This window comes from Leyella lascolaii (assembly GCF_900079775.1).
Taxonomy (GTDB): Bacteria; Bacteroidota; Bacteroidia; order Bacteroidales; family Bacteroidaceae; genus Prevotella; species Prevotella lascolaii.
In genome coordinates, this window is record NZ_LT556044.1 from 119566 (window position 1) to 143923 (window position 24358).

Sequence of the window (24358 nt, forward strand, 5' to 3'; positions counted from 1 at the left end):
TTATTGTCCTACTGCAACTTTTGCGTGACGAATTACCTTATTATTTAATGTATATCCTGTCTGAATACAATCTATAACCTTTCCTTTCTTGTCATCTTCTCCTGTAGGTATCATCGCAACAGCTTCATGATAGTCAACGTCGAAGTCTTTGCCTACGGGTTCAATCTTGTTTACGCCAATACCTTCAAGAATCTTGTTAAATTTATTATAGATAAGCTGCATTCCTTCTTTTATTGCCTTCGGATCATCACTTTTGTCTGTAATGGCACGCTCAAAGTCATCAAGAACAGGCAATATCGCGGTGATTGTCTTTTCACTTCCATTAAGAATGAGTTCCGTCTTTTCTTTTAGTGTTCTTTTTTTATAATTTTCAAATTCGGCAATTTTACGAAGATAGCTGTCTTTAAGCTGTTTCAACTCTTCTTCAATATTCTCGATATTTTCAGATGTGGAAACCTTCTCTGTATTCTCATTCTCATTATTTTCGCTATTACAGCTTTTATTCTCAGTATCCTTCTCGTTATCTTTGACAGAATTGTTCATATTCTCTTCCGTCTGTTTTTCGATATTTATATCCTTTTCATTCATAGCTTTGATGTTTTTATTTATACAGCAAAAAACCTGCCAAATATAATATCAGACATTATACATTTTAGCTTTCTGCTCTTTTATCTGCTCATTATAGATATAGTCATCATAGTCCATGAGTTTGTCAATTGTTCCGGATGGTGTTAATTCAATTATTCTGTTCGCAACAGTTTGTATAAATTCGTGGTCATGACTTGCAAAAAGAATATTACCCTTAAATCCGATAAGATTATTGTTAAATGCCTGTATGCTTTCCAAGTCAAGATGGTTGGTTGGTGTATCCAAAATCAAACAGTTTGCATTTTTCAGTTGCATACGCGCAATCATACATCTCATTTTCTCTCCACCTGACAGTACATTGACTTTTTTCATGACCTCTTCACCTGAAAACAGCATTCTGCCTAAGTAGCCTTTCATTGCGACTTCATTTCCCGGACCATACTGACTAAGCCATTCCACCAAGTTCATATCACTGTTAAAAAATTCCGTATTATCAAGTGGCAGATAAGCGGTTGTAATTGTAATTCCCCATTTATATGTTCCGGCATCTGGCTCTCTGTTGCCATTTATTATCTCAAACAGAGCTGTCATAGCCTTTGGAGAATGGCTAAGAAATACTACTTTTTCACCTTTTTCTATATTAAAGTTTACATTGTCGAACAATACGGTGCCATCAGAATCTACAGCCTTAAGACCTTCGACTTCAAGAATCTGATTGCCAGGCTCTCGTTCCATTTGGAAAATAATGCCCGGGTATTTTCTACTTGATGGACGAATTTCTTCAACGTTAAGTTTCTCAAGCATTTTTTTACGGCTTGTCGTTTGTTTGCTTTTTGCAACATTAGCTGAGAAGCGGCGTATGAACTCTTCAAGTTCCTTACGCTTTTCCTCTGCCTTCTGACGCTGGTTCTGTGCCTGTCTTAAAGCAAGTTGTGAACTCTCATACCAGAATGAATAGTTTCCTGCAAATACAGTTACCTTCCCGAAATCAATGTCCACTGTTTGTGTGCTTACCGCGTCAAGGAAATGACGGTCGTGACTGACAACAAGAACTGTCTGTTCCACATTGCTAAGATATTCTTCAAGCCATTGTACAGTGTCCAAGTCAAGATCGTTCGTCGGCTCATCCAACAGCAGGTTGTCAGGATTTCCGAATAGTGCCTTTGCCAGCATCACACGCACCTTCTCATTATTAGAAAGTGTGTTCATCTGTTTATTGTGGAGCTCTTCCTTTACACCAAGATTTGACAACATCTGAGCCGCATTGCTCTCAGACTCCCAACCGCCCATCTCGGCAAACTTCTCTTCAAGTTCGGCGGCACGGTTACCGTCCTCTTCTGACATTTCCGGCTTTGCATATAGTGCTTCACGCTCTTTCATGTTTTTCCACAATGGTTCGTGTCCCATCAGAACTGTGTCAAGAACGCTGTAATTATCGTATTTGAAGTGATCCTGTTCCAAAACAGACAGACGTTCGCCTGGTCCTAACTCAACATTTCCCTTATTTGGTTCAAGTTCTCCGCTTATTGCTCTCAAAAGCGTCGATTTTCCTGCACCGTTGGCACCGATTACTCCATAAATATTACCTGGAGTAAATTTGATATTTACGTCTTTGTATAACACTCGTTTTCCAAATTGGATTGCAAGATTTGTTACAGTAATCATCCTTTATTCTTATTGTTTTTATATATTATGAGTGTGCAAAGTTAGTGCAAATACTGTGAATATCCAAAAATAAAGGAATCTTTTGTATATATTTGATATATATGATATTATCGGTATTTTTATTATTACGCGGATATTTATGAAACACAATATATACAGCAATTTATTTTGTCACAAAATCGAATTGCATTATCTTTGTAAGACATAAAAATAAGAGTTGTATGAGGTCAAATATGTATAAAACATCCAATGATTATGCACAATATGTTGTAACAGAAGAGTCCCCATTGCTTGAATATCTAATGGAGACTCTTGATGACAGCCGTACAAAGATTAAAGCCATCTTACAGGGGAGGGGGATAAAGGTGAATGGTAAAATCGTCACTCAATATAATTTCCCGTTAAAACCAGGGATGAAGATTTCTGTCAGTCGTAAAAAGGAAAATAACACGTTTAAAAGCAAGTATTTGAAAATTGTATATGAGGATCGATGGATCATTGTTATAGAAAAAAATTGCGGAATACTTTCCATGGCAGCCGGACATTCGTCGTTGAACGTTAAAACCGTACTGGATGATTATCTTCACAAGAGCAGGCAAAAGTGTTCCATTCATGTTGTGCACAGACTTGACCGTGACACAAGCGGCCTCATGATATATGCCAAGGATTATGAGACAGAGCAGGTTCTTGAACGTAATTGGCATAATATTGTTTACGACCGTCGTTATGTAGCAGTGGTAAGTGGGGAAATTGTAGAAGACGGTGGTACAATATCCAGTTGGTTAAAGGACAACAAAGCTTATATTACATATTCTTCTCAAACAGACAACGGAGGCAAATTTGCCGTAACGCATTTCAATGTTCTTGCAAGGACCACTGAGCATACTTTAGTTGAGTTCAAACTGGAAACGGGGCGGAAGAATCAGATTCGCGTGCATTCCGCAGATATAGGTCATCCTGTATGCGGAGACACGAAGTACGGAAACGGTGACAATCCTTTGCCTCGTCTTTGCCTGCATGCATACATATTGTGTTTCTATCATCCTGTTACCGGTGAGCGTCTTGAATTTGAAACACCAATACCGGCATCTTTTAATAAGTTGTTCAAGTAAAGCATACCTGATAAATAAACAACTATTATACACATCCATATTTTTTATCCCGTAATATAGAATTTCAATGTCGGAATCCGGTTATGACGCTGTAAGAAATACCATAAAATAAAAAAATTGATTGTCTCACGACAACCAATCTCTCTTAACCTTAATAATCTAATACCATGAAAAACACGATGCAAAGATATCTCTTTTATGCGATATTGCAAAAAAAAGGTATTATATATCACGTCATATAACATTAATTAAAACTATTGCCATTCCATTTAAATTTTCTTTGCACTAATATCGCATTTATCTTATCCTGTTCTTCATCTGTGACATTTGCGACAGAAGCACTGACGCTAATCTCTTCTGAATCCGGTGACATATTTGCTGTTATAAGATATGGATCCATCATGAGTTTTATGTTTTCAAATTCAGATTGTTCTATAGAGTCTGGTTTATTCAAAAATTTTTCTATACTGAATTTTATTTCTGAGATTTTATTCCATTTTTGCGTATAAAGAGCTATGCTGCTCTCTGGAAGCGGACCTTTATACGTATGAATATAGCATATTATAGTGTCATTAAATGCAGGCAATAATTTTATTTGTATATTAGAGGCTTCGCTCAATGTCGCTGAAATAAAATCTGACGTTATTGTGTCTATTCTTGTCTTGCCTCCAAGCCTGTTTGTTATTTCCGGAGTCATACCTTTTTCTATAAGATCAATACATTCCATCCTTGCTTTTTTATCCATGTAAACAATCATGGAGTCAGGCATGGTTGTCCATATATCTTTGATATTCTTTGCGGATATCTTTAGATTGACTGTTAAGAATAAGAGCATTAATAACAGTAGGATAAGTTTATTAGTCTTTTTCATTTATACTTTTATATATAATTATTATCGTGTTGCTCCATTATCTGCATTAATTGCAAAATTACCGAAAAGATTTGAGTTTCTCCACCTTTCATATATGAAATGTTTTCTTTAAGAATATAAAAAACGGGATGTTCTATTTTTTAACAGAACATCCCGCTATGCTATAATAGGATAGAATAAAACTAAGGTTTATCCTTCAATGGCAGCCTGCGCAGCGGCTAACAAGGATTGAAAATCAGTGGTTTACAGAGTTAGTGTAAAGTACTGGCTACTCTTTTTCGACACATTCTGCGCATTTTTACACGCTCATAGCTACTAAAACGTGCTTAATGGCAGAGGATTCAAAAAGTCCAGCGAATGCTGAACCTTCATACGTATAAGAGATTATTCTGTGCCAACTGCGATATTATTACCTAAATTAAATGTACATTAAGAATGAAAAGGCCATTTCTTTTGTTGAAAAGACAAGCAACCTTCCTTCAAATTGGATTAAAGCGATGGCTATTATTTCTCCATTTTCTCTAATCAATGGACAACTGTAACTATTTACAGAGTCTTCAGAAAAAGAAATGAAATCATTCTTCAGACTTGCTCCACTAGTTACCTTCCAATCATGTTCTTTTATAATGCTATTCCTTACCGTAAACATACATGTCGAGACGACAAAGAATAAAGATACCGCAGTAATAACAGTCTTTCTTTTTTCATAACTAACGATGCGCACCTGGTTGATAATATCTATCTACAATTCCCCTTCCGTTCCTACTTGTTCGCATAGGTTTTGCTTGAGTACAAGTAGGGGAAAAACGCCCTACAATCCCAAGAGATGATCCTCCAACCATATAAGTCGGATATGAAAATGTCCCACAATCTACCATGTATAACCAAATTCAATGTGTTTTAAATATCCCTTATCAAATATGTAAACGCTTCGATACAGGTTAGTTATATCTTGAAATTCGTATGTTTTTTTATTTGCACTTTTGGAAACAGAAAAGGTCATTTCTTTATATTTTTCGCTAAATTCTGTTTCAGAACTGCCGATATGAACTCCTAATGTGGTGTAAAAAACAGAATCTTCAAGAATAACTATTTTTGGCTTGTATTCAGGAAGTACACTATCAGTCAAACAAAAATAATTATACTGGTTATGCAACCCACCATTTTCTCTAACTAATAGTAAGAATTCTGATGACGAGGCATTTGAAAAACCTATGAACTCTCCGAAATTAGGATCGTCAATCATATCTGGAAGTTTTTCTATATTTACAAAAGATGATGTGTCACGCAAGACAAATTGGTTTACAGAAGTATCTCCTATAAAATATGTATTTTGAATAGAAGCACATCTATTCCTTCCACAAGACATCACTATGAGACTAATGACCAATATAAGGATTAGCTTTGCCATTATTGCCATAATTTGGGTTACCAGTTATGATAAAGTTTATTTGAATATTCTTATTCTGAGTTTTTATATAGTCATAAAGAAAACTTCCAAGTTTAGTCAATGCCTCAGCAGAACCTTGTATTCCAATGCAACCAGCTGTTCCTGGGGAGTTTGTATCGGGATGCATCCTTAATCCCGTCCTACCATTATAGTCTTCCATATAGACTTTCCAACCTCTATTTCCACCTATAGTCATTCCTGCTTGAGAAGTATAAGCAAAATCGCTACCAGTATAATTGTGGTTAGGAGTTGGTCCATTTCCGTAAGGACCACTAGTAAATGGATATGTTTCTGTAGTATAGATGCCTCCATCTGAGAATACTGCATTTAAATAAGCTGTACCTCGAATACCTTTTGCAGCGTGATTGCTACCCAATTGTTTTCCCGTAAGTTCCTGAGAACTAATCACCTCTCCAGTAAAGTCGAATTGATATGTTCCGTTGTGAACTTCATACGATAATGTCTTATTGGGCAAATAGTGTTCTTGTACCAATCCTACGGCACGAGAATTATTCCAATTCATATATCTTATATAATCAACACCGCGATATATTTCTCCCTGATTAAGTACTTTTTGATAATTTGACGATACAACAGAATTCCTCCAAACAATATTTCCATCCGCTCCTTCTACCCAATCCATTCCAGTTGTGTCAATTCTATTAACAGGATTCCCACCACAATAGCTATATGGACTCAAATGATAATAACTCTCTGCGTGAGGATCAATGGTTGTAAACATCGCCTTCGTATTTTCACCGATACTGTCTTGTCGGAGAATGTTACCTTCTGCATCATACAATGTTGCCAGACCTTTATTCATGTCAAAGTCCGCATAAAGGTTTACGCCATTAGTTGATTGTACGCCTACACGATATATGCTTGGAACAGACTCCCTCTTTGCCTCGAGCATTTTAGAGTTATCGCCAAACATAGCGTATGGGCTTTGGGCAGATACTTTTATGCATGTGCTCATGAGAAGGATTATCATTGTGATAATCTTTTGTGGTTCTAATGGATTAACTTTTCTCATATTCGTTATTCTTTGGCTTCGTTTTCAATATCCTTCAATGCTTTCTCCACACTCTGTTTATATTCCTCATCTGTTTGCTGAGAATAACCAAGACTGTCCAATCTGTTCATCATACGTTGGAATTCAGAGTAATTGTAATCCGAATATTGTGTACGTACTTGTCCGTATCTGTCCAGGTAATCAAAACCTAACTGCTGATGCACGCAGAATTTCAAGACAAGAGCATCACAGAAGTTGGGTAATACTTTAAGCACCTCTTCAGCACACCGCAAAGGGAAATAATCCCATGAATTGTATTTTTGCTGATAGGCTTTACCTAATTGCGTTATCATAAAGGCAATGTTCTCCTTGTCAGATAGAGCCGTTAGGAACACCCCATTGCGTATTGCTTCTGTATTGATTTGATGTGTTTGTATTAACCACTCGTCACGAACAAAATGGCCATTCGTGAGTTCTATATTCACCCATTTGCCATCTTCTCCAATATGTTTTACATACATGTGTTTTGGTGCAAAAGCAAGGGAGGATTGACCACCAAGTTCATTGCAAAGAATCTTATAATATAAAGGTAGTGAAGTGCATTGGCCTGTATGAGTATTCATCACTTTAGTAATGAACAATTTCCTGAAATCCTTCTTGCCTGTAAAATCTTCAAAGTCATAACTAAAGGCTTTATTGCCATTCATTGGACTCGGCTTGGTGAAGTATTCAAATAAGGCAAAATTTGGAGCGGTTTTGTATTGCTGGATACCATTCACTTCAATAAATCGCTTTAATATATACGCTATACTATCAATGTCATGGCAGAATTTCTCGTAATTCATATTGCCACCAGAATATGCCCACTCAACGATAAACTCTGCTCTCTTCAGAGAATAAGGTATCTTGCCATTAAGCATCAACTGGAGTTCGTTAAGTCCATCAAGAAAGGCTTGGTCTTTTACCATATATGGAATTGTATCAAACGAGAGTTCCTCTCGGCACTCATAATATACGGTGTCGCTGCTCATTGCTGTTATCTTGCTTGTGACTAACAGAAAGAGTATGATTAGACTTATTATCTTATGTATATATAGTTTCACGAATTCTAGTGATGGATGATTCTGATTATTAATACAATACTTTTTGCAAACTTTTCACGTAAAATTACAATTTTCCTACAATTACAAGCAATTCGCCGTCTTAAATAACGTCAAAAAGCCGATTTTTGCCTCATTCTAACATCAAAACGTTACCTTACCCTCTTTTCTCTACCTTTCTGAACTAATCGACACCATACAACAATAGCAAAAAAAACGAGGCAAGAACCTGTTCACCAAGTCCTTGCCTCGTTTTTTACTAATTTTCAGTTTTTATCGATTATTCCTCGACAGCAGCCTGCGCCGCTGCAAGCCGTGCTATAGGCACTCTGAATGGTGAGCAAGATGCATAATTCATGCCTACTTTTGCACAGAACTTCACTGACGACGGCTCACCGCCGTGTTCCCCGCATATTCCTGTGCGCATTCCGGGACGTACGGCGCGACCTTTCTCTACCGCCATCTTTATAAGCTGTCCTACACCGTTCTGGTCAAGAACCTGGAACGGATCAACACTCAGAATCTTCTTTTCAAGATATACAGGCAGGAAGCTTGCGATGTCATCGCGCGAATAACCGAACGTCATCTGCGTAAGGTCGTTTGTTCCGAATGAGAAATATTCAGCTTCAGATGCGATTTTATCGGCGGTAAGTGCAGCGCGCGGTACTTCAATCATTGTACCGATTTCAAACTTCACCTCTATGCCTTCCTTCTCAAACACCTCTTTAGCAGTCTTTAGTATGACTTCCTTCTGCTGTTTGAACTCATATAAGATACCGATAAGCGGAACCATGATTTCCGGTTTCGGATTCTTGCCTTCTTTCTTCAGTTCGCATGCGGCAGTGAGTATGGCACGTGTCTGCATCGCTGTTATCTCCGGGAATGTTATTCCCAGACGACAGCCACGGTGTCCGAGCATCGGGTTGTTTTCGGCAAGACTTGCTACGCGTTTCTGTATTTCCTCAACACTCACGCCCATTTCGTCTGCCATTATCTGCTGTCCTTTAAGGTCATGAGGTACGAATTCGTGAAGAGGCGGGTCAAGGAGTCGTATGTTGACCGGACATCCGTCCATGGCTTCAAGAATACCTTTAAAATCTGCTTTCTGGTAGGGCAGGAGCTTTGCAAGTGCTTTCTCGCGACCTTCAACAGAGTCTGCAAGAATCATCTCACGCATAGCTACAATCTTTTTGTCCTCAAAGAACATGTGCTCCGTACGTGTCAGTCCGATGCCTTTTGCTCCAAAAGCCCGTGCTATTCTCGCATCGTGCGGTGTGTCGGCATTTGTGCGAACCTGCAGCTTTGTGTATTTGTCGCAAAGATCCATCAGTTCCTTGAAGTCACCTGACAGCTCTGCCGCTCTCGTCGGAATCTCTCCGGCATACACCTGTCCCGTAGAACCGTTCAACGAGATGTAATCACCTTCTTTATATACAATTCCTTCTATTTCTACAGTTTTGTTCTTGTAGTTCACATTTATGGCACCGGCTCCGGAAACACAGCATTTTCCCATACCACGTGCAACTACGGCTGCATGTGAGGTCATACCACCTCTTGCTGTGAGGATGCCCTCTGCCGCAGACATACCTGCAAGGTCTTCAGGTGAGGTCTCTATACGCACCATAACCACGCGATGACCATCCTCATGCCATTTCTGTGCATCGTCTGCGTGGAATACTATCTGTCCGCATGCGGCACCCGGTGATGCTGGAAGTCCCTGAGTTATGACCTTGGCTTTTTTCAAGGCGTCCTTATCAAAAATGGGATGGAGCAGCTCATCGAGCTTTTGCGGCTCACATCTCATCAAGGCGGTCTTTTCATCAATCTTACCTTCCTTTACAAGATCCATGGCAATCTTCACCATGGCTGTTCCTGTACGTTTGCCGTTACGTGTCTGCAGGAACCACAGTTTGCCTTCCTGTACGGTGAACTCCATGTCCTGCATATCTTTATAATGCTCTTCGAGTTTATTCTGGAGCATATTAAGCTTTTGATATATCTCGGGCATAGCTTCCTCCATAGAAGGATATTTTTCAATGCGTTCCTCCTCAGATATTCCCTGTAGTTCTGCCCAGCGGCGTGATCCTTCCTTGGTTATCTGCTGAGGAGTTCTGATACCGGCGACAACATCTTCTCCCTGTGCGTTTACCAGATACTCACCATTGAAGATGTTTTCTCCTGTCGCAGCGTCGCGACTGAAGCATACACCTGTGGCAGATGTATTGCCCATATTTCCGAACACCATAGCCATGACATTTACCGCTGTTCCCCATTCCGCAGGTATTCCTTCCATCTTGCGGTAGAGTATGGCGCGTTCGTTCATCCAGCTGTCGAATACCGCACATATGGCTCCCCAAAGCTGCTCCATGGGGTCGTTCGGGAAGTCCCTTCCGGTCTGCTGCTTGATTGCATCCTTGAACAGAGTTACAAGCTGTTTCAGCTCGTCCACATTCATCTCGTTGTCGAGCGATATGCCACGTTGCGCTTTTACATTCTGTATTATAGCCTCAAACGGGTCGATGTCTTCTTTGTTGACCGGTTTCATTCCCATAACAACGTCTCCATACATCTGTACGAAGCGGCGGTAGCTGTCATATGCGAACCGTTCGTTGCCGGTTTTCCTGGCAAGACCTTCAACAACCGTATCATTAAGTCCGAGGTTAAGAATCGTGTCCATCATTCCGGGCATGGAGGCACGTGCTCCCGATCTCACTGACACAAGCAGGGGGTTGGATGCGTCTCCGAATTTGCAGCCCATCAGCGACTCTATATGTTTTACCGATTTCTCGACGTCGTCTTTCAGTAAGGCAACCACCTCGTCCTTACCTTTTTCAAAATACTCGTTGCATACGTCTGTAGTAATAGTAAATCCAGGAGGTACAGGCACTCCGATAAGATTCATTTCCGCCAGATTGGCGCCTTTGCCTCCAAGCAGGTTTCTCATGTCTGCTTTACCTTCAGCTTTTCCATTACCAAAAGTGTAAACTCTTTTTTCACTCATAGTCGATAAGATATTATTATGTTATAATTTTGAATTTTATTGTGGTTAATATTGTAATCAAAACAATATATATGTCATATTTTTTTTCACCAATATTGTTTTCTGCAAAGATAATTTTATTATTATAAAATGCAAAATTTTTTTATTGAAAAATGTAATGTCGGCTTTGCATTTTATACATTGTATCATCCTATATGTCTGTTACAGCATTGCAGACCCGTAACATTGCCTTGTTACGGGCGTACCGCTTCTGACTTATGATATTCAACGAGTCTTTCCGCCGGACTCTGAAGAATACATCCTATTCTTACATTCTCAGCTTGTGCAGCTTCCAGAAGCTGTGTTCTGTAGATACATGCTATACTGCCGACAATGCCAACCTCAAGTTCGGGATAGTTGTATTGCGACGTGTTGTTTCTGAAGAAGGAGCGGAAGTTTGATACAACTATATCTGCAACACCGTCTACATCAATGTGTGAAGAGATAAAAACAGATAAAGATGCAAGAAACTTGCTTGGTGTATTTCTGCTGTATACATTTTGTATGATGTCATCTATGTCAGTAGAACATTGCTCCTCGAATTCTTTGAGCAGCGGCTTCGGGAGTCTGCCTTTGTAAAGAGCATTAAGGAAAAGCTTGCCGAGAACGGCACCGCTTCCTTCATCTCCAAGTATATATCCCATGGACGGAACCTTGTATGTTATGTTGTTTCCATCGTACAATCCGGAATTAGAGCCTGTTCCGAGGATGCATGCAATGCCTTTGTCCCGCCCGAATAAAGAACGTCCGGCAGCTGTCAGGTCACTCTCCACTTCAGTCTTGGAGCCTGTTCCGAATATGTTCTGCAGCAATTTTTTCATTTTGGGCACGTTCTGCTGGGAACATCCGGCTCCATAATAATATATCTCAATATCGTCACTCCGATGTCCGCTGTTACACCTTTCGGAAAGAATGCCACTTTGAGCCAGTTGAGGACGTAGCTCTTTTTTCAGAATATCACAAATTTGCGACTCTGACATGATAGCCGGATTTATTCCGCTTGTTCTTATGACAGTATCGCCTGTGCCCTCCAATATCCGCCAGTCCGTCTTCGTGCTGCCGGCATCTGCTACTATTATCATGGTTTATATATGTATGAATATATAAATAAGTGTAGCATGGTTTCAGTAGCTACACCTCATCGGTTCTAATAAAATTTATAGTAATATAATAGTAACATGGCGGCGACAATGACTGCAATGACTATAAACTTAATAAGACAGCTTGCTATTTTTTTCAGTATAAAGAATGCGGCAATGACTGCCAGAATGCAATAAATGTAGTATTCGAAGTTTGAGCTCATAGTTTTCTGTATATTTTACTATACACTTATATTATGCGGCAAAATTACACTTTTTTTTTCATCCACCGTATTTTCATTACGGCTTTTTTGTCAGTTCAAACATTGATATGTGGATGTTATAAATTAATTGCCATCATATTGTGTGATGTCAGGAATCTGCATTTCAAAGTCCGAAGAGTGAGTGTGGCGGGCTACACTACCGATAAGACTTTGAAATGAAAACCTGAAGGACGCACATAATGATGGCAAAGGTATATTTAACATATAAGTGATTTTATAATATAGGCTAATTTTGAACAGCTGCTTATATGTATTCGATGACACTATATTCCAATTCTGTTTATGCCGTACGGATATGCACTTTGTATATTTATGCTTTTTCAATGGTAATTTTTTTTGACAGTCAGAATTCGTGAAATAGAATTTTGAATGTGAAGAACAGTTTAATCAAAATGTGTAAAAGCACATCGTAAGAACATGTATTCTTTATTGTTGCTTTCAACAAAGTGCTTTTCGCTTTATAAAAAAGCAGCTTTCATGCTTCAAAACGATGCTTTGGAGCCCGTGATATGGGCTTTATCGTGACGTGAAACTGGCTTTATCGCGGTGCGAGTTAATATTATTCTTGATTTAAAATATGGTAAAACGTTTATTATCAGATATTTATACATGTTGTAAAATACCTGCGCATTTGAATCCATATTTTATTTTTCTCAGAATAATACGTCTATGCGCACTTGAGAATATTTATTGTTGTATAATTATAAATAGCGATGAATAAATATGCATAAGTATATGTTCCAAACTGATTCACATTCAATCATATGCTGTAAAAAATCGCATTTAACAGTCATAAGTGTCGGTTTTGCCGACTCAACACTTCTGTTGATACTGTGTTTACGACCATGAAGAACGCGAAAGACGGTGACAAGGATATGGCGAAAATGTCAGTAGTTCACAACACCAATTTGATTTTGACATATAGCTATGCCATACAAAGTCAGTAAAAAATAGGTGTCAGAAAATACAGGAAGTCCGATATCTGATAATGAAAGAAATGTTCTTATCTGCACAAAGCCAATAATCCGAAATTAATGATGAATTATCCTAAATAGTCGTCTTAATTGTATTAATCTCGAAATTTATCATTAAATTTGCATAAGATAGGGTATAATCCGCAAGTTTAATGCCTGCTCTTATTGCACATTTTTGCATTACCATTGCATAAGACAAGCTTCGGCTCGGCAGTATCAAGTCTGGTAAAACTTCGTTTTCCCGTCTTGCTGTTGCGCTCGCCTTGCGTTATCTTTGCATAAGACAAGCTTCGGCTCGGCAGTACTAAGTCTGGTAAAACTTCGTTTTCCCGTCTTGCTGTTGCGCTCGCCTTGCGTTATCTTTGCATAAGATAAGCTGCACTCGGGAAATTGAAAGCAAGCTTTCCTTACGCTCGTTTGCATTATTTTTGCTATAGAAAATTTATATTTAACTCTTCCGGAGGTAAGAATGACTGTGTCGTGATAACGATTTGCTGTATATCTTTCATCCGTATAAAGAAAACATATTCATATGGACATGTTGATAACTGTTTTAATTCTTGTAGTCTCAGCTATCCTGTTTGCAATAGGAAAAATCCGTGCCGACATAGTGGCATTGGGCGGTCTCATTTTGTTATTGGTTTTTGGAATCCTTACACCAGAGGAAGCTTTGGCAGGATTTTCAAGTCCTGTTGTGATAATGATGGTCGGACTGTTCGTTGTCGGAGGCGCGATATTTCAGACAGGGCTTGCAAAGAAGCTCAGCAGCAAGATAGTAAGCCTGGCAGGGAAAAATGAGCTGCGTCTGTTTGTCACAATCTTTGTTGTCACGTCATTAATCGGAGCATTTGTCAGCAATACAGGCACCGTGGCACTGATGATGCCTGTTGTTGTCAGTCTGGCGTCAAGGGCTGACATAAAGGCTGGACGTCTGCTCATGCCGGTGGCATTTGCCAGCAGTATAGGAGGAATGCTAACGCTTATCGGTACACCGCCAAACCTTGTCATTCAGGATACTTTGACAGGTGCGGGTTACGAGCCTCTGTCATTTTTTTCGTTCTCTCCTGTCGGCTTGGTATGCATCATTTCTGGAATAATAATTTTATTGCCATTGAGCAGATGGTTTCTGTCAAAGAACGATGATAAGAAAGGACGGCGCAAAAAAGGAGGTAAGACATTGGAGCAACTTGTGAAGGAATACAGGCTTGCTGACAATATGTCGGTATTCAAAGTCAGCGCAGGCTCCGGACTGAACGGAAAAACCATTTCAGAACTTGATATACATAACAACTACGGACTCTTTGTGTTTGAAGTGAGAAGCGAGAACAGCCGTCATAGCGGTATAATAAAGAATGTGGCACAGAGGTCGGCGGGTCCTGAGACGATTCTGTCTGCGAATGACCTGATTTATATCACCGGCGATAGGGAGCAGCGCATGCGTTTTGCGGAAGAATACGCTCTTGAGATATGCAGCAATAAAGACGAACAGAGCAAAGACACAGCCGACGGTCTGGCATTCTACGATATAGGAATAGCAGAAATTGTGTTGATGCCCAACTCAAGGCTTGTGAATGTATTGCTCAAAAACTCGGGATTCAGAGACAAATACAGTATAAATATTATTGGTATACGTCGTGACGGGGAGTATATAATGGACAACTTGCCTGAAGTTAAACTGCATTCGGGGGATGTGCTGCTTATACAGGGTACATGGAACAACATAGCACGGCTCAGCAACGAGGAAGACAACTGGGTGTTGCTTGGTCAGCCTCTTGAAGAAGCGGATAAAGTCACGTTAGACTATAAGGCTCCCATGGCAGCCGGCATAATGCTTTTGATGATTATGCTTATGGTGTTCGACTTTATTCCGGTTGCCCCTGTTACCGCTGTCATGATAGCCGGATTGCTTATGGTTGTGTGCGGTTGCTTCAGAAATGCGGAGGCTGCCTATAAAACGATAAACTGGGAAAGTATAGTGCTGATAGCTGCAATGATGCCGCTGTCTGTGGCATTGGAGAAAACAGGAGTTTCGTCATGGTTGTCCCATTCGCTTGTTAACGTTCTCGGAGGATTCGGTCCCATGGCACTTCTTGCAGGCATTTATTTCACTACTTCCATAATGACACTATTCATAAGTAATACTGCAACAGCTGTACTTATGGCTCCGATAGCCCTTTCTTCTGCAGTGGAGATGGGATTCAGTCCTTATCCGTTTATGTTCGGAGTGACCCTCGGGGCAAGCATGTGCTTCGCATCACCGTTTTCCACACCGCCGAATGCTCTTGTAATGCAGGCAGGAGGCTATACGTTTATGGATTATGTCAAGGTGGGACTGCCTTTACAGATATTAATGGGAATTATATTGATATTCGTTTTGCCACTTATCTTCCCGTTCTGAGGAGTGATGTCGGCGGTAGCGGAAAAAGCTCATTTGACCTTTCGCATTATGAGTCCGTTACCGCAGTCTATCGCTTCTTCTGTAAAGTTAAGATGATAAATAAATGTAGACTTGTTACCGAAGTCGCATATAAGTTTTCCGTTTTTATACGTGTACGTACCTGCTGACGTATGTCCGCATTCGCTTTCGATAATGCTGTCACCATAAATATCTATGATTATATCGAAGAATTCCGCCCGGAACATCCATCGTCCTTCAATCCATTTCGGTATTTGCCCGGATCTTTCATTGTATTCCGTTGCATCTTTGTCAGGGGTGGAGGATATGTCTGTTATATAATCGCTGTTGTTGTATAAGTCGCTTTCCGGTGTTATGCCTTGTCTTTGTTGAATGAGTAAGCTCACTATAACTGCCGTAATTACAATTATTGTAATTATGACGGACATTGTTAACGGAGTATTCCTGTATACGTGTTTTCCGGTCCTTTTATGATTTTGAACGCCATTGACATGATTTGACACATTAACGTTCGGTTGTTTGTTTATGTCGGGCGCGTTTGTTTTTTCTTCGGATAAATCAGTTGAACGTTCCTTTATATCCGGATGCCTGCCGGCTTTCCCGTCACTTACTGATATGGTGTTTTTATCTTCAGCGTCTTGTATGCTGTCTTCCTCATTTGCTGATTCTGTTCTTGTGTATGCAAACGGAGTTCCACAACGCGGGCATACACAAGAATGCTCATTGATGAAATCAGGAATGTCTTCCTCAAAACGGAATCTGCATTTGGGGCATTTTATTTCCATGTATGAATGTCTTTAATGCCTATTTGTCTAATTTTATGATAGCTTTCTGTTCCACCTTCCATTTTTCTCCGTCAAAAACGGCAATTCCTTTTTCTAATGTTACAATATGGTTCGGAATGCCGTTCGTTGAAGACGCTATCTTGCATGCTGGTTTAAGGAATTGTGTTGTAGAAATTATGGCTGTGGCTATGGCATCCTTACTTTCAATAACAGAAAACATGCCACGTTCTTTTGTTTCTGTTTCCAGCATATATATGGATTTTCCTATCTGTATCTCTTCAGAATATTCGCTGAATGTACCATCAGATGTCGGAGCAGGAAGGTATATGGTCGTTGGACTGTCGGCGGCTTCATCATGTTCTGCACCTTTCGGTGATGTGTTGTCTGCAGATAGTCCGGATTCTGCTTCCTGACGCTCATCATCCTTCCGCATCTGTTCTTTTAGAAGCCTCACTTCTGTCTCCAACGCCCCGATTCTTTTTGAAAGAATACGTATTTCTTCCATCAAATCATTGGTAGATTCAGTTTCATCACTACTTGTTTCCTTCTTCGTGAATTTCTGAAATGGATTCTTTATCATATAAATTCTCTATAAGGTTATTACGGATTATGCCGATGATAGGGTAGAAGAATACGGTATCCTCTATTATATCGTCATCGTTTTTGTCATCGATATTTTTGTTCATAAATATCCATCCGTTCGCAAGATGATGCTCAATGTTTTTATTCATTAATTCACGGAAAGCCTGCATTGTCTTGTTGGCTACAAGAAAGTTCTCGTTAACATGGATGTTGTCACACAGCGATATGAAGAAATCATTAAATTCTTTGACACTCTTTATAATCTCATTACGTATGTCATCACTGTTCATGTCATTATATGTCAGGAATTCCTTTGATATCATTGAATGATTATATCTCATTGGAGTGTCCAGGTCTGACATGAGTCTGTTAAGCTCATATACACTCTCACAACCCATTTTATCGCGGACCTGCATCAGTGCGCCACGGCATGTTATCTGTTTAGGCTCATCTTTCTCAATGATGACGGAGAAGCCGTCACTGTCATATTTTTCATTATATGTCATTTCAAAGATAGTCTGAGTTATGAGGTTCAAAGCTTCATTGTTTCCAATAATATCAAGAATCTTTGAACCGGTACCGCTGAACATCACACTTCTTGGTTTGTTTAACCGACGGTGGTGCATGGTTTTTGCCACATAATATATTATTGCAGCATAGAAATATATGAATATAATCTTTCGAATATAGTCCTCGCCCAGTCTATGGTTGTAAGAGAATATGTCTTTGTTCTTTATTATCTTGTTCTGTACTATTGAGAAAAAGAACGCATTGACATCCTCGGATTTGCGTTTCTCCAAGATGTCATCAAGTATTCCATGCAGCTCACCGTATTTGTCATCATCGTAGTTGAACAGTTCCTTAAAATATCTGGCATACTCCACGACCATCGGATTTGTGTCACCGTGCGGTATCTCTGAAAAACCGTCACCGAACAGCACATTTGCGGCAAAGCGGAAAGAAGACAGCATTATCGGCTGTTTCGAGTTTGGCTCAAAAACAGCTATGTCGCTGGTACCGCCTCCTATGTCTATGCTTGCCACACACGACGCCGCACCATGAAACTTGTCCGAGCACTTATAATAATAATATGGCGCCACAGACTCTGGCATCTTTATGATATTTGTATTGTCAGCTTTTACTCCAAATACGTCTTGGAAGGTTTTCGACCAGATTTCCTCCATCTTGCGTATCTTTCCGATTTTCATACTTAGAGGGTAGAACCAAACGAGACGTGTTTTCCTTAAGTCCCCGTTTTCAAGTATGACTTTGGTTCTCATCAGTAACGCAAGCTCTGTGATATATGCCCGAATGCGTTTGCCGGAAGCAATATCTGCCGACCATTTAATGTCAGGCACAATCCTGTTGCCATACCCTACAGACTCCTTTTCATATATGAACGGTATGTTTGTGTCACCAAGTGCGACAATGTCGTCAGCATTTCTTGCATCCAGATGCTCGCTCTCTGAAAGTACTGTACGCTGTGGGAAGCCATACGTCTCATCAATGCATTTCGGTAGAAATTCCTGTCTCATTATCGCGTCATAGAGAATATTCTCGCTGTTATATAACGTAGCTATGAGTCTTTCATGCCCGAGAGAATCTATGTTTAACGGTTCCGGCATATTGCTTTCTCTCATATATTCAATATGAGTGTTTGTCGTTCCGAGGTCTACAGCAAAGGTGTAGGAGTCGTGTCCGTTTATGTTTTGTGCCCATTTCGGACAGATTATGCCTTCAATATTGTTGCCGGCATCGTCTGCGTTTATCCCGACCTTTATGTAATCAAATGAATCCGTTACTTTGTAATAGCTCGTTCCGACACGTTTTTCTGCCTTCAGACTTCTCTTACGTGATGTGACGCTTTCTTCAGAAAGGATGTTATTATAGTTGTCTTTATAAAAAGACAAAGAGATGTTATGCTGTTCGAGTTGTCCTAAGGCGCGGTCAATAAGCTGCACGTTGTACTGTTTCAGCAACGGACTTTTTATGAATGGGAATATGGACAATGCGAAGGGAACTGTTATAAAATGCCCGTAATTGTTCTGTACGTCATAACTCAGGTCTCCAGTGCTTGACTTGATGTATACACGCGACAGCTTTATGTATTTACTGCCGTTGCTGACCGGAATCCTGAGTATAGCCTCGACACTTTCTGACGAACCGTCTTTTTTATGGCGAAGTTCAAATCGTTTATGCCCGTTAACAGTCCCCCACAGGTCGCTGACTTTGAAATATTTGAAATACAACGGCTTCAGTGGCAATATGAAATCAAACTTGTCGGTTTCAACAGTTCCAGTAGAAATGTTCCCGTCAAAGAAGCATTCATGATTTGAAGTGTAGTCAAGCTTCATGATTACCGGCTGTAAGAAGTCATCATCTGTAAGCCATGGATATCTGTGACGTGTTGCCGGTAGTGTGCGTTTATCCGGAGACAACGCATAATCTTCCGGTTTTATGACAATGGTATCGTCCCAGTCTCGTGTAACATATCTGAACTTGTTTGACTTTGTCGCATTCAAATTGTTCTGCAAAACCAGCGGTTGTGTCTCGTCGATATCAAAAGAAGGCGCTATGACAAAATCGCTTTTGGCGATTTCCTTTTGTATATCAACAGCTCTTGCACAAAAGAATGGAATGTCAAGAGCCTGAACTCCTTCCTCCATAATGTCATAATTAGATGTAAGAAATACTTTTGCCTTCTCTTCATTCTCTACATCCAAAGCCTCTGGATTGCCGATTTCGCGTATTATTTCATTTCGCAGACTGTTGTCGAGCAATGAAAAATCGCGTATTATATAATTGTTGACTTCACGGCAGAATCTCTTTAGTTCCGGATATGCCGTGAACATTGCATATACGTATTTCACAAATATCGGCTTCCTTTCGTGCAACGGACGGTATTCTGTAAATATCCTTCTGTTTTCCTCGACAAAAATATCATAGGAGTCATTCCCTGCATTCGGAGTTGCCATGAACAGTGTGACAGGTGATGTTCCGCCTATTACGCTGTTCCCATATACTACGAAATACAACTTCTCCAACCTGTTGAAATTGAACGCTTCGGCATCCTGCCGGAGAAACATTTCTATTGTCTCACCAAGCAGTTTGTGCAGTCCGTCAGTCTTCAAACGGTCTATCTGAGTCTGTTTGTTCCATTCTATTATATGAAACAAATCATTATATTCCTTATAGTTGAACAGTAATTGAGCAATATCCAAGGCATCCGATACAAGTTTCTTGTCCATCGCCTCTCCATTCAGATCGGCATGCACGGACAAACGCTGAAACGCATTCTTAACCAATTCCATTTGTGCGAAAGGGCTTGGAATAGCCGTACGCGGAGTCTGCAACATGCCTCCATCCGGATCGGATATCATTTCTATCTCATCAGCATTATACTGATCGTTCAGCTGTATCCATCCCTCACCTGTTGTCTTTTTATTGTATGATAATATATTGCTCATTGTGTTCTTACTGTTAATTAACGGAAATGTATTTTTCTTCTATCAGTTTGTCAAGCGTCTCATTAAGAAGACAGAACAGCTTATACGGAACTTCATTTGCCCCGAAACGCGATGTCTTTACTGCCTTCTGGGAAGCCGCATTCATTGCTGACATGATTTTCTTGTAGTCCAGAGGTGATTTCATGAATCCGCTTTTGGGCATTATGTCCGTCAGACAGTCTTTCAGATTTTCCGTATTGAGATTGAACGGTACAAAGCTACGCTGGTTTTCCTTAAGTTCTTTCAGCCATTGATTGTATGCTACATAGAAGTTGGATGTCAGTGTAGAATAGAACGATGTCGACAGAAAACTGCCGGTAAGTTCCGGTTTGTCCAAAGTGAATCCGTGACCTATGTCTTTTTTCAGATGGTTTGTTATATACATGTAGGCAAGATGGAACTTTATCATCGGTTTGTTTATCATGTGCCGTGACTGCATACCAAGATCCATAAGACTTATCTGTTTCTTGTCATAAGCGAGTCCGTATTCTTTGTAAACAGGATTGATAGCTTTGCCGTCAGCCGTTATGAGCTGGTCGTCCGGTATCTGCATAAAATCCAGAATGGACAACGCACCGATGAACTCCACTATATGGGCATCATTGCGCTGCCCGTTGTTACCGGGATCGTTGAAATATGGCATCGACGGTATTTCGTCACCGAGATAATAGCAAGCATTTATTTTTGATTCCTGTATGTCACTGTCATCATGTTTTATACCTGTCAGATTATCGTGATAATAGTAGAGCGCAGACTTTGTCTTGGAAATGAAATCAGCACGGGAGATGGGACTGTTCTCATCTTGCTGTACATTGAAGTAGGGCAGAACGGTCAGCGCACCGATTCTGGCGTCCGCAAGGTCTCCTCTGTTTGCCTGATTGCTGTTTCTCGCATTACGTATATTATTGACTATGATAGGATAGCCAGCCGCTCCGGTTCCTCCGAAGATGGAGCTGACAATGAATATCCTGTCATTCCGCTGGAACACACTTGCAAACAGTCTGAACTCCTCGCTGTCCTTTATCTTGTTCAAAGCCACACTTCCGATATTGGGATTGCCGACAAAGCCGATGTTCATTTTTGTTTCCAGCTGTGCTTTGGAAAACAACATCGAGCATAGAGCCTGATTTGCGGAGTCAAGTGTATTGTAGGATATGAATTCCTGGAATGTCTTTGAGCCTACAGCATCGATATTAAAGAGAAATGTATCAGAAAGAGTGGGGCTGTTGGGAACAATATCTTTCAATGAAGAAATCTTCACGGAGAAAAAGCCTTGTCCTACATCCTGTCTGTCACCATACAGGCTGTTGCGTATCTGTCTGTACCATTTAAGCAGGTTCTCTGTGCGTTTCAGGTCTTCGTTAGACCTGTGCGGATCTATGATAATAGGTATAATCTCTGTCGCTACGGGCGTACCGGACTCATTCAATGGGGTGATTCCGGCAGCAAGCTGCATTATGAGCGGACGCATTACACGCGATCCTGTACCTCCGACTAAAAAAAGAAAAAGTCTCACTTTCTGTATGATGATAATATTTATATGTTATATGTCTTTATTTACTCCGGTATCGGTGTGTGTCTGCAGTTTGTGCTCCACCATCTCATTGAAAACGATGCAATAGTGTATATTATGCATTCTATTATTATGTTCACCACCGCAAAAACCGCAAGTTCCTTTGAAAAGTCTATGCCATTGTCTGAAAAGACGCTCTCGAGATAGGGAACGTTTATTGCGGTAACGATAATGCCGGCGATTACGAGCATTACCAGCCAATGATACCAGCGTGAGAACGACACCGAGTTTATGCCATAATAGAATATTGCCGCACAAAGCCAGGCAATGATTGCTGTGGATAATGATGCGACGAAATACAATCCGTTGTTGTACATTTCGTTTGAGAATTGCATTTCATAATAGAACATCTCAAACAGGTCGGTTGCGAAAACCATAAATAATATTGTGACAATTATTCCGGTGAACAATAATATCAGCTGTCTCATATCTATTTTTTTAATTTTAATTTAAGTGTAAAATAATATGGTCCTTCCTCAGCGTTTTTGCTGTAAGACTCGTATATTCCTTTCATTATATATTTAAATCCGAATGTGGTTCTGGCGAATTCCGGAGCGGCAATGTTGGCGTCATCGTCACTTGAGGATTGCTCAACCCATTGTGGAAGTGCTTTCTTGAGTCTTATCCTTACATCCTGGTCAGTGGTTATTTTTTTCGTTTCAAGTACAAACACGTGGGTAGCTTTCTCTGCATATTTTTTTTCTGCCGGAGTAATGTGTTGTCTGTCAATAGTCATTATGGCTTTGATCTTAATGTCATCGTCAGATTCCACCACATAGTTTCTTTTGTCTGAAAGGTAGCCGTCGTCTATGAACATTCCTCCAAGGTCTGCCGCCACAACCAATTGTATGGATGATGTACCCTTCTCAGGCTCAACGTCCTCAATCTCCGTAATCTGACTCGTCTGTCCCTTTTCTGGTCTGAACCGTGCCTTAATATCAGGATAGCTCATCAGAAGAGAATAGTGAGGACTGTATATCTCAGACGTTTCGAACAAGTATTCATTCTCATATCCGTCCATCTCCTTGAACTGACAGAATGTGGAATAACTGCTGTCTTGCGTCAGACGTGCGATGTTCTCCTTGTTGCTGACAATCACAATGTAGTAGGGACGTTGTCCGTCATATCTTTTTCCGGATGGAGAATCATAAGAATAATACATGCCATTGAAGCTGCTGTTCATTTTTATGATTAACATCGACTTGTCTTTTACATTATTCTTAAATACGGAGTTTATCATTCCCTGTGCCTCTGCAAAGACCTTCTGAGGATTGATTCCATTCATGTTTTTAGTGGAATATATCATGTCTGTCACAAGGATACTTACTTCATTCGTGGCAGTATGGTCAAGAATGTCTCTGAATATTACAGCGAAATCCGTATAGCTCGCGTCGCCTATAGACCTTGTTGCCTCAAAGATGTTGTTGTCAGCAAGAAACTTACGCACTCCCTGCGGATATTCGTTTATTGAACTGTTCACCACATATATTTTATTATGGTCTTCGTTCGGCAGGCTGTTCAGCATCCTCACAATGGCAGCCTTGAAACGTCCGTCTCCGTTGGCGGCGTCGTATGGCACCATGCTTCCTGAGCGTTCCAGATAGAATTTGGCTGTCATATGTCCGTCGCCGCCGATACCGACAAACGATACTTCAATGGACGGACGTCTGTTTTTAAAAAATTCTTCTATATATGTTTTTACCTTTTCTGTGTCTAATCTGTCGTCTTCATAGAACTCTTCGAAGTTCTCCTTAGCGGAGGTTATGGATGATTCTATTTTTTTCCAGTCGTTATTATCTATTGTACGGTCACTCTCCGCAAGCGTGAGAAGCAGTCGGTTGAACTCTTTCTTATTACTGTTGCCACATCCGCTGACGGATAACACACACACAGTCAGTATAAGACATATAATCGGATAAATGATATTTTTCATACCTATTATGACGCTATAATAATAAATATAGTTGCAAAAATAACAAAAAACACGGACATTATGTGGTGATATTCGGTTTTTTAGTGTTAAATATTACTCAGTCACAGTTTTATAACGTTCTTTCGTGTCCGGTACATTGATATTCATGTCATATTTGTTATGATATTTGAAAATATAGGAAATACGGTACAGTTTCCATTCCGTCAGCATATGACTCTGTATATTGTATAATAATACAATTATTGAGCCGATTCTGTATAATTATGCGGCTGAGTGATGCTCAAAACTCGATTATTTACGGAAAAAGAAAAGGTTGTGGGTGAAAATGCGAGTATTTCTACCTTAACATAATCAGTTGAGTACTAATGCGATACAAAAAACGTATGCC

At 40.1% G+C, this 24358-nt stretch carries 16 protein-coding genes; 2 read left to right on the forward strand and 14 right to left on the reverse strand.

Annotated elements, in window-relative coordinates; genetic code table 11:
• Nucleotides 1-588 (reverse strand): nucleotide exchange factor GrpE, encoded by a 588-nt coding sequence (locus BN4609_RS10185; protein ID WP_068856582.1) that lies wholly within the window; start codon nucleotides 586-588, stop codon nucleotides 1-3.
• A 48-nt stretch (nucleotides 589-636) separates the two neighbouring features.
• Complete coding sequence (locus tag BN4609_RS10190) at nucleotides 637-2253, reverse strand: ABC-F family ATP-binding cassette domain-containing protein (protein ID WP_068856583.1); 1617 nt, start codon at nucleotides 2251-2253, stop codon at nucleotides 637-639.
• A gap of 221 nt (nucleotides 2254-2474) precedes the next feature.
• On the opposite strand from BN4609_RS10190, the gene BN4609_RS10195 reads away from it, so the two are divergent.
• Nucleotides 2475-3365, forward strand: coding sequence for an RluA family pseudouridine synthase (locus BN4609_RS10195; RefSeq protein ID WP_241033244.1), 891 nt, complete (start codon nucleotides 2475-2477; stop codon nucleotides 3363-3365).
• Between the two features lie 244 nt (nucleotides 3366-3609).
• On the opposite strand, the gene BN4609_RS10200 is transcribed toward BN4609_RS10195, so the two are convergent.
• The 6 genes from BN4609_RS10200 to BN4609_RS10225 form a co-directional block, all read right to left on the reverse strand.
• Nucleotides 3610-4236, reverse strand: coding sequence for a DUF3256 family protein (locus BN4609_RS10200; RefSeq protein ID WP_068856585.1), 627 nt, complete (start codon nucleotides 4234-4236; stop codon nucleotides 3610-3612).
• Between the two features lie 871 nt (nucleotides 4237-5107).
• Nucleotides 5108-5647, reverse strand: a complete 540-nt coding sequence (locus BN4609_RS10205) for a hypothetical protein (protein ID WP_164071639.1) — start codon at nucleotides 5645-5647, stop codon at nucleotides 5108-5110.
• Entirely contained in the window at nucleotides 5616-6719 is a 1104-nt protein-coding gene (locus BN4609_RS16995) for an RHS repeat-associated core domain-containing protein (RefSeq protein WP_068856587.1), read from the reverse strand. The genes BN4609_RS10205 and BN4609_RS16995 overlap by 32 nt, the downstream gene beginning before the upstream one ends.
• Before the next feature lie 5 nt (nucleotides 6720-6724).
• Nucleotides 6725-7666 carry a hypothetical protein gene (locus BN4609_RS10215; RefSeq protein ID WP_068856588.1) on the reverse strand — a complete coding sequence of 314 codons (942 nt, stop codon included), beginning with the start codon at nucleotides 7664-7666 and terminating at the stop codon, nucleotides 6725-6727.
• Between the two features lie 412 nt (nucleotides 7667-8078).
• Nucleotides 8079-10799, reverse strand: a complete 2721-nt coding sequence (gene ppdK / locus BN4609_RS10220; RefSeq protein ID WP_068856589.1) for a pyruvate, phosphate dikinase — start codon at nucleotides 10797-10799, stop codon at nucleotides 8079-8081.
• 233 nt (nucleotides 10800-11032) lie between these two features.
• Nucleotides 11033-11659 (reverse strand): ATPase, encoded by a 627-nt coding sequence (locus tag BN4609_RS10225; RefSeq protein ID WP_164071640.1) that lies wholly within the window; start codon nucleotides 11657-11659, stop codon nucleotides 11033-11035.
• 2054 nt (nucleotides 11660-13713) lie between these two features.
• On the opposite strand from BN4609_RS10225, the gene BN4609_RS10235 reads away from it, so the two are divergent.
• Complete coding sequence (locus BN4609_RS10235; RefSeq protein ID WP_068856607.1) at nucleotides 13714-15573, forward strand: SLC13 family permease; 1860 nt, start codon at nucleotides 13714-13716, stop codon at nucleotides 15571-15573.
• A 29-nt stretch (nucleotides 15574-15602) separates the two neighbouring features.
• Here BN4609_RS10235 and BN4609_RS10240 read toward each other — a convergent pair whose 3' ends face one another.
• The 6 genes from BN4609_RS10240 to BN4609_RS10265 all read right to left on the reverse strand — a co-directional run bounded on the left by BN4609_RS10240 (nucleotide 15603) and on the right by BN4609_RS10265 (nucleotide 23970).
• A complete protein-coding gene (locus BN4609_RS10240) occupies nucleotides 15603-16376 on the reverse strand; it encodes a hypothetical protein (protein ID WP_068856592.1) in 774 nt (257 codons plus the stop codon).
• A 19-nt stretch (nucleotides 16377-16395) separates the two neighbouring features.
• A complete protein-coding gene (locus BN4609_RS10245) occupies nucleotides 16396-16956 on the reverse strand; it encodes a hypothetical protein (protein ID WP_021992926.1) in 561 nt (186 codons plus the stop codon).
• Nucleotides 16910-20425 (reverse strand): acetate and sugar kinases/Hsc70/actin family protein, encoded by a 3516-nt coding sequence (locus tag BN4609_RS10250; protein WP_068856593.1) that lies wholly within the window; start codon nucleotides 20423-20425, stop codon nucleotides 16910-16912. The genes BN4609_RS10245 and BN4609_RS10250 overlap by 47 nt, the downstream gene beginning before the upstream one ends.
• A 13-nt stretch (nucleotides 20426-20438) precedes the next feature.
• Nucleotides 20439-21920: a hypothetical protein gene (locus BN4609_RS10255; protein WP_068856608.1), complete on the reverse strand. Its 1482-nt coding sequence runs from the start codon at nucleotides 21918-21920 to the stop codon at nucleotides 20439-20441.
• A gap of 101 nt (nucleotides 21921-22021) precedes the next feature.
• Nucleotides 22022-22465: a hypothetical protein gene (locus tag BN4609_RS10260; protein ID WP_068856594.1), complete on the reverse strand. Its 444-nt coding sequence runs from the start codon at nucleotides 22463-22465 to the stop codon at nucleotides 22022-22024.
• A gap of 2 nt (nucleotides 22466-22467) precedes the next feature.
• Entirely contained in the window at nucleotides 22468-23970 is a 1503-nt protein-coding gene (locus BN4609_RS10265) for a hypothetical protein (RefSeq protein WP_068856595.1), read from the reverse strand.
• Nucleotides 23971-24358 lie beyond the last annotated feature (388 nt).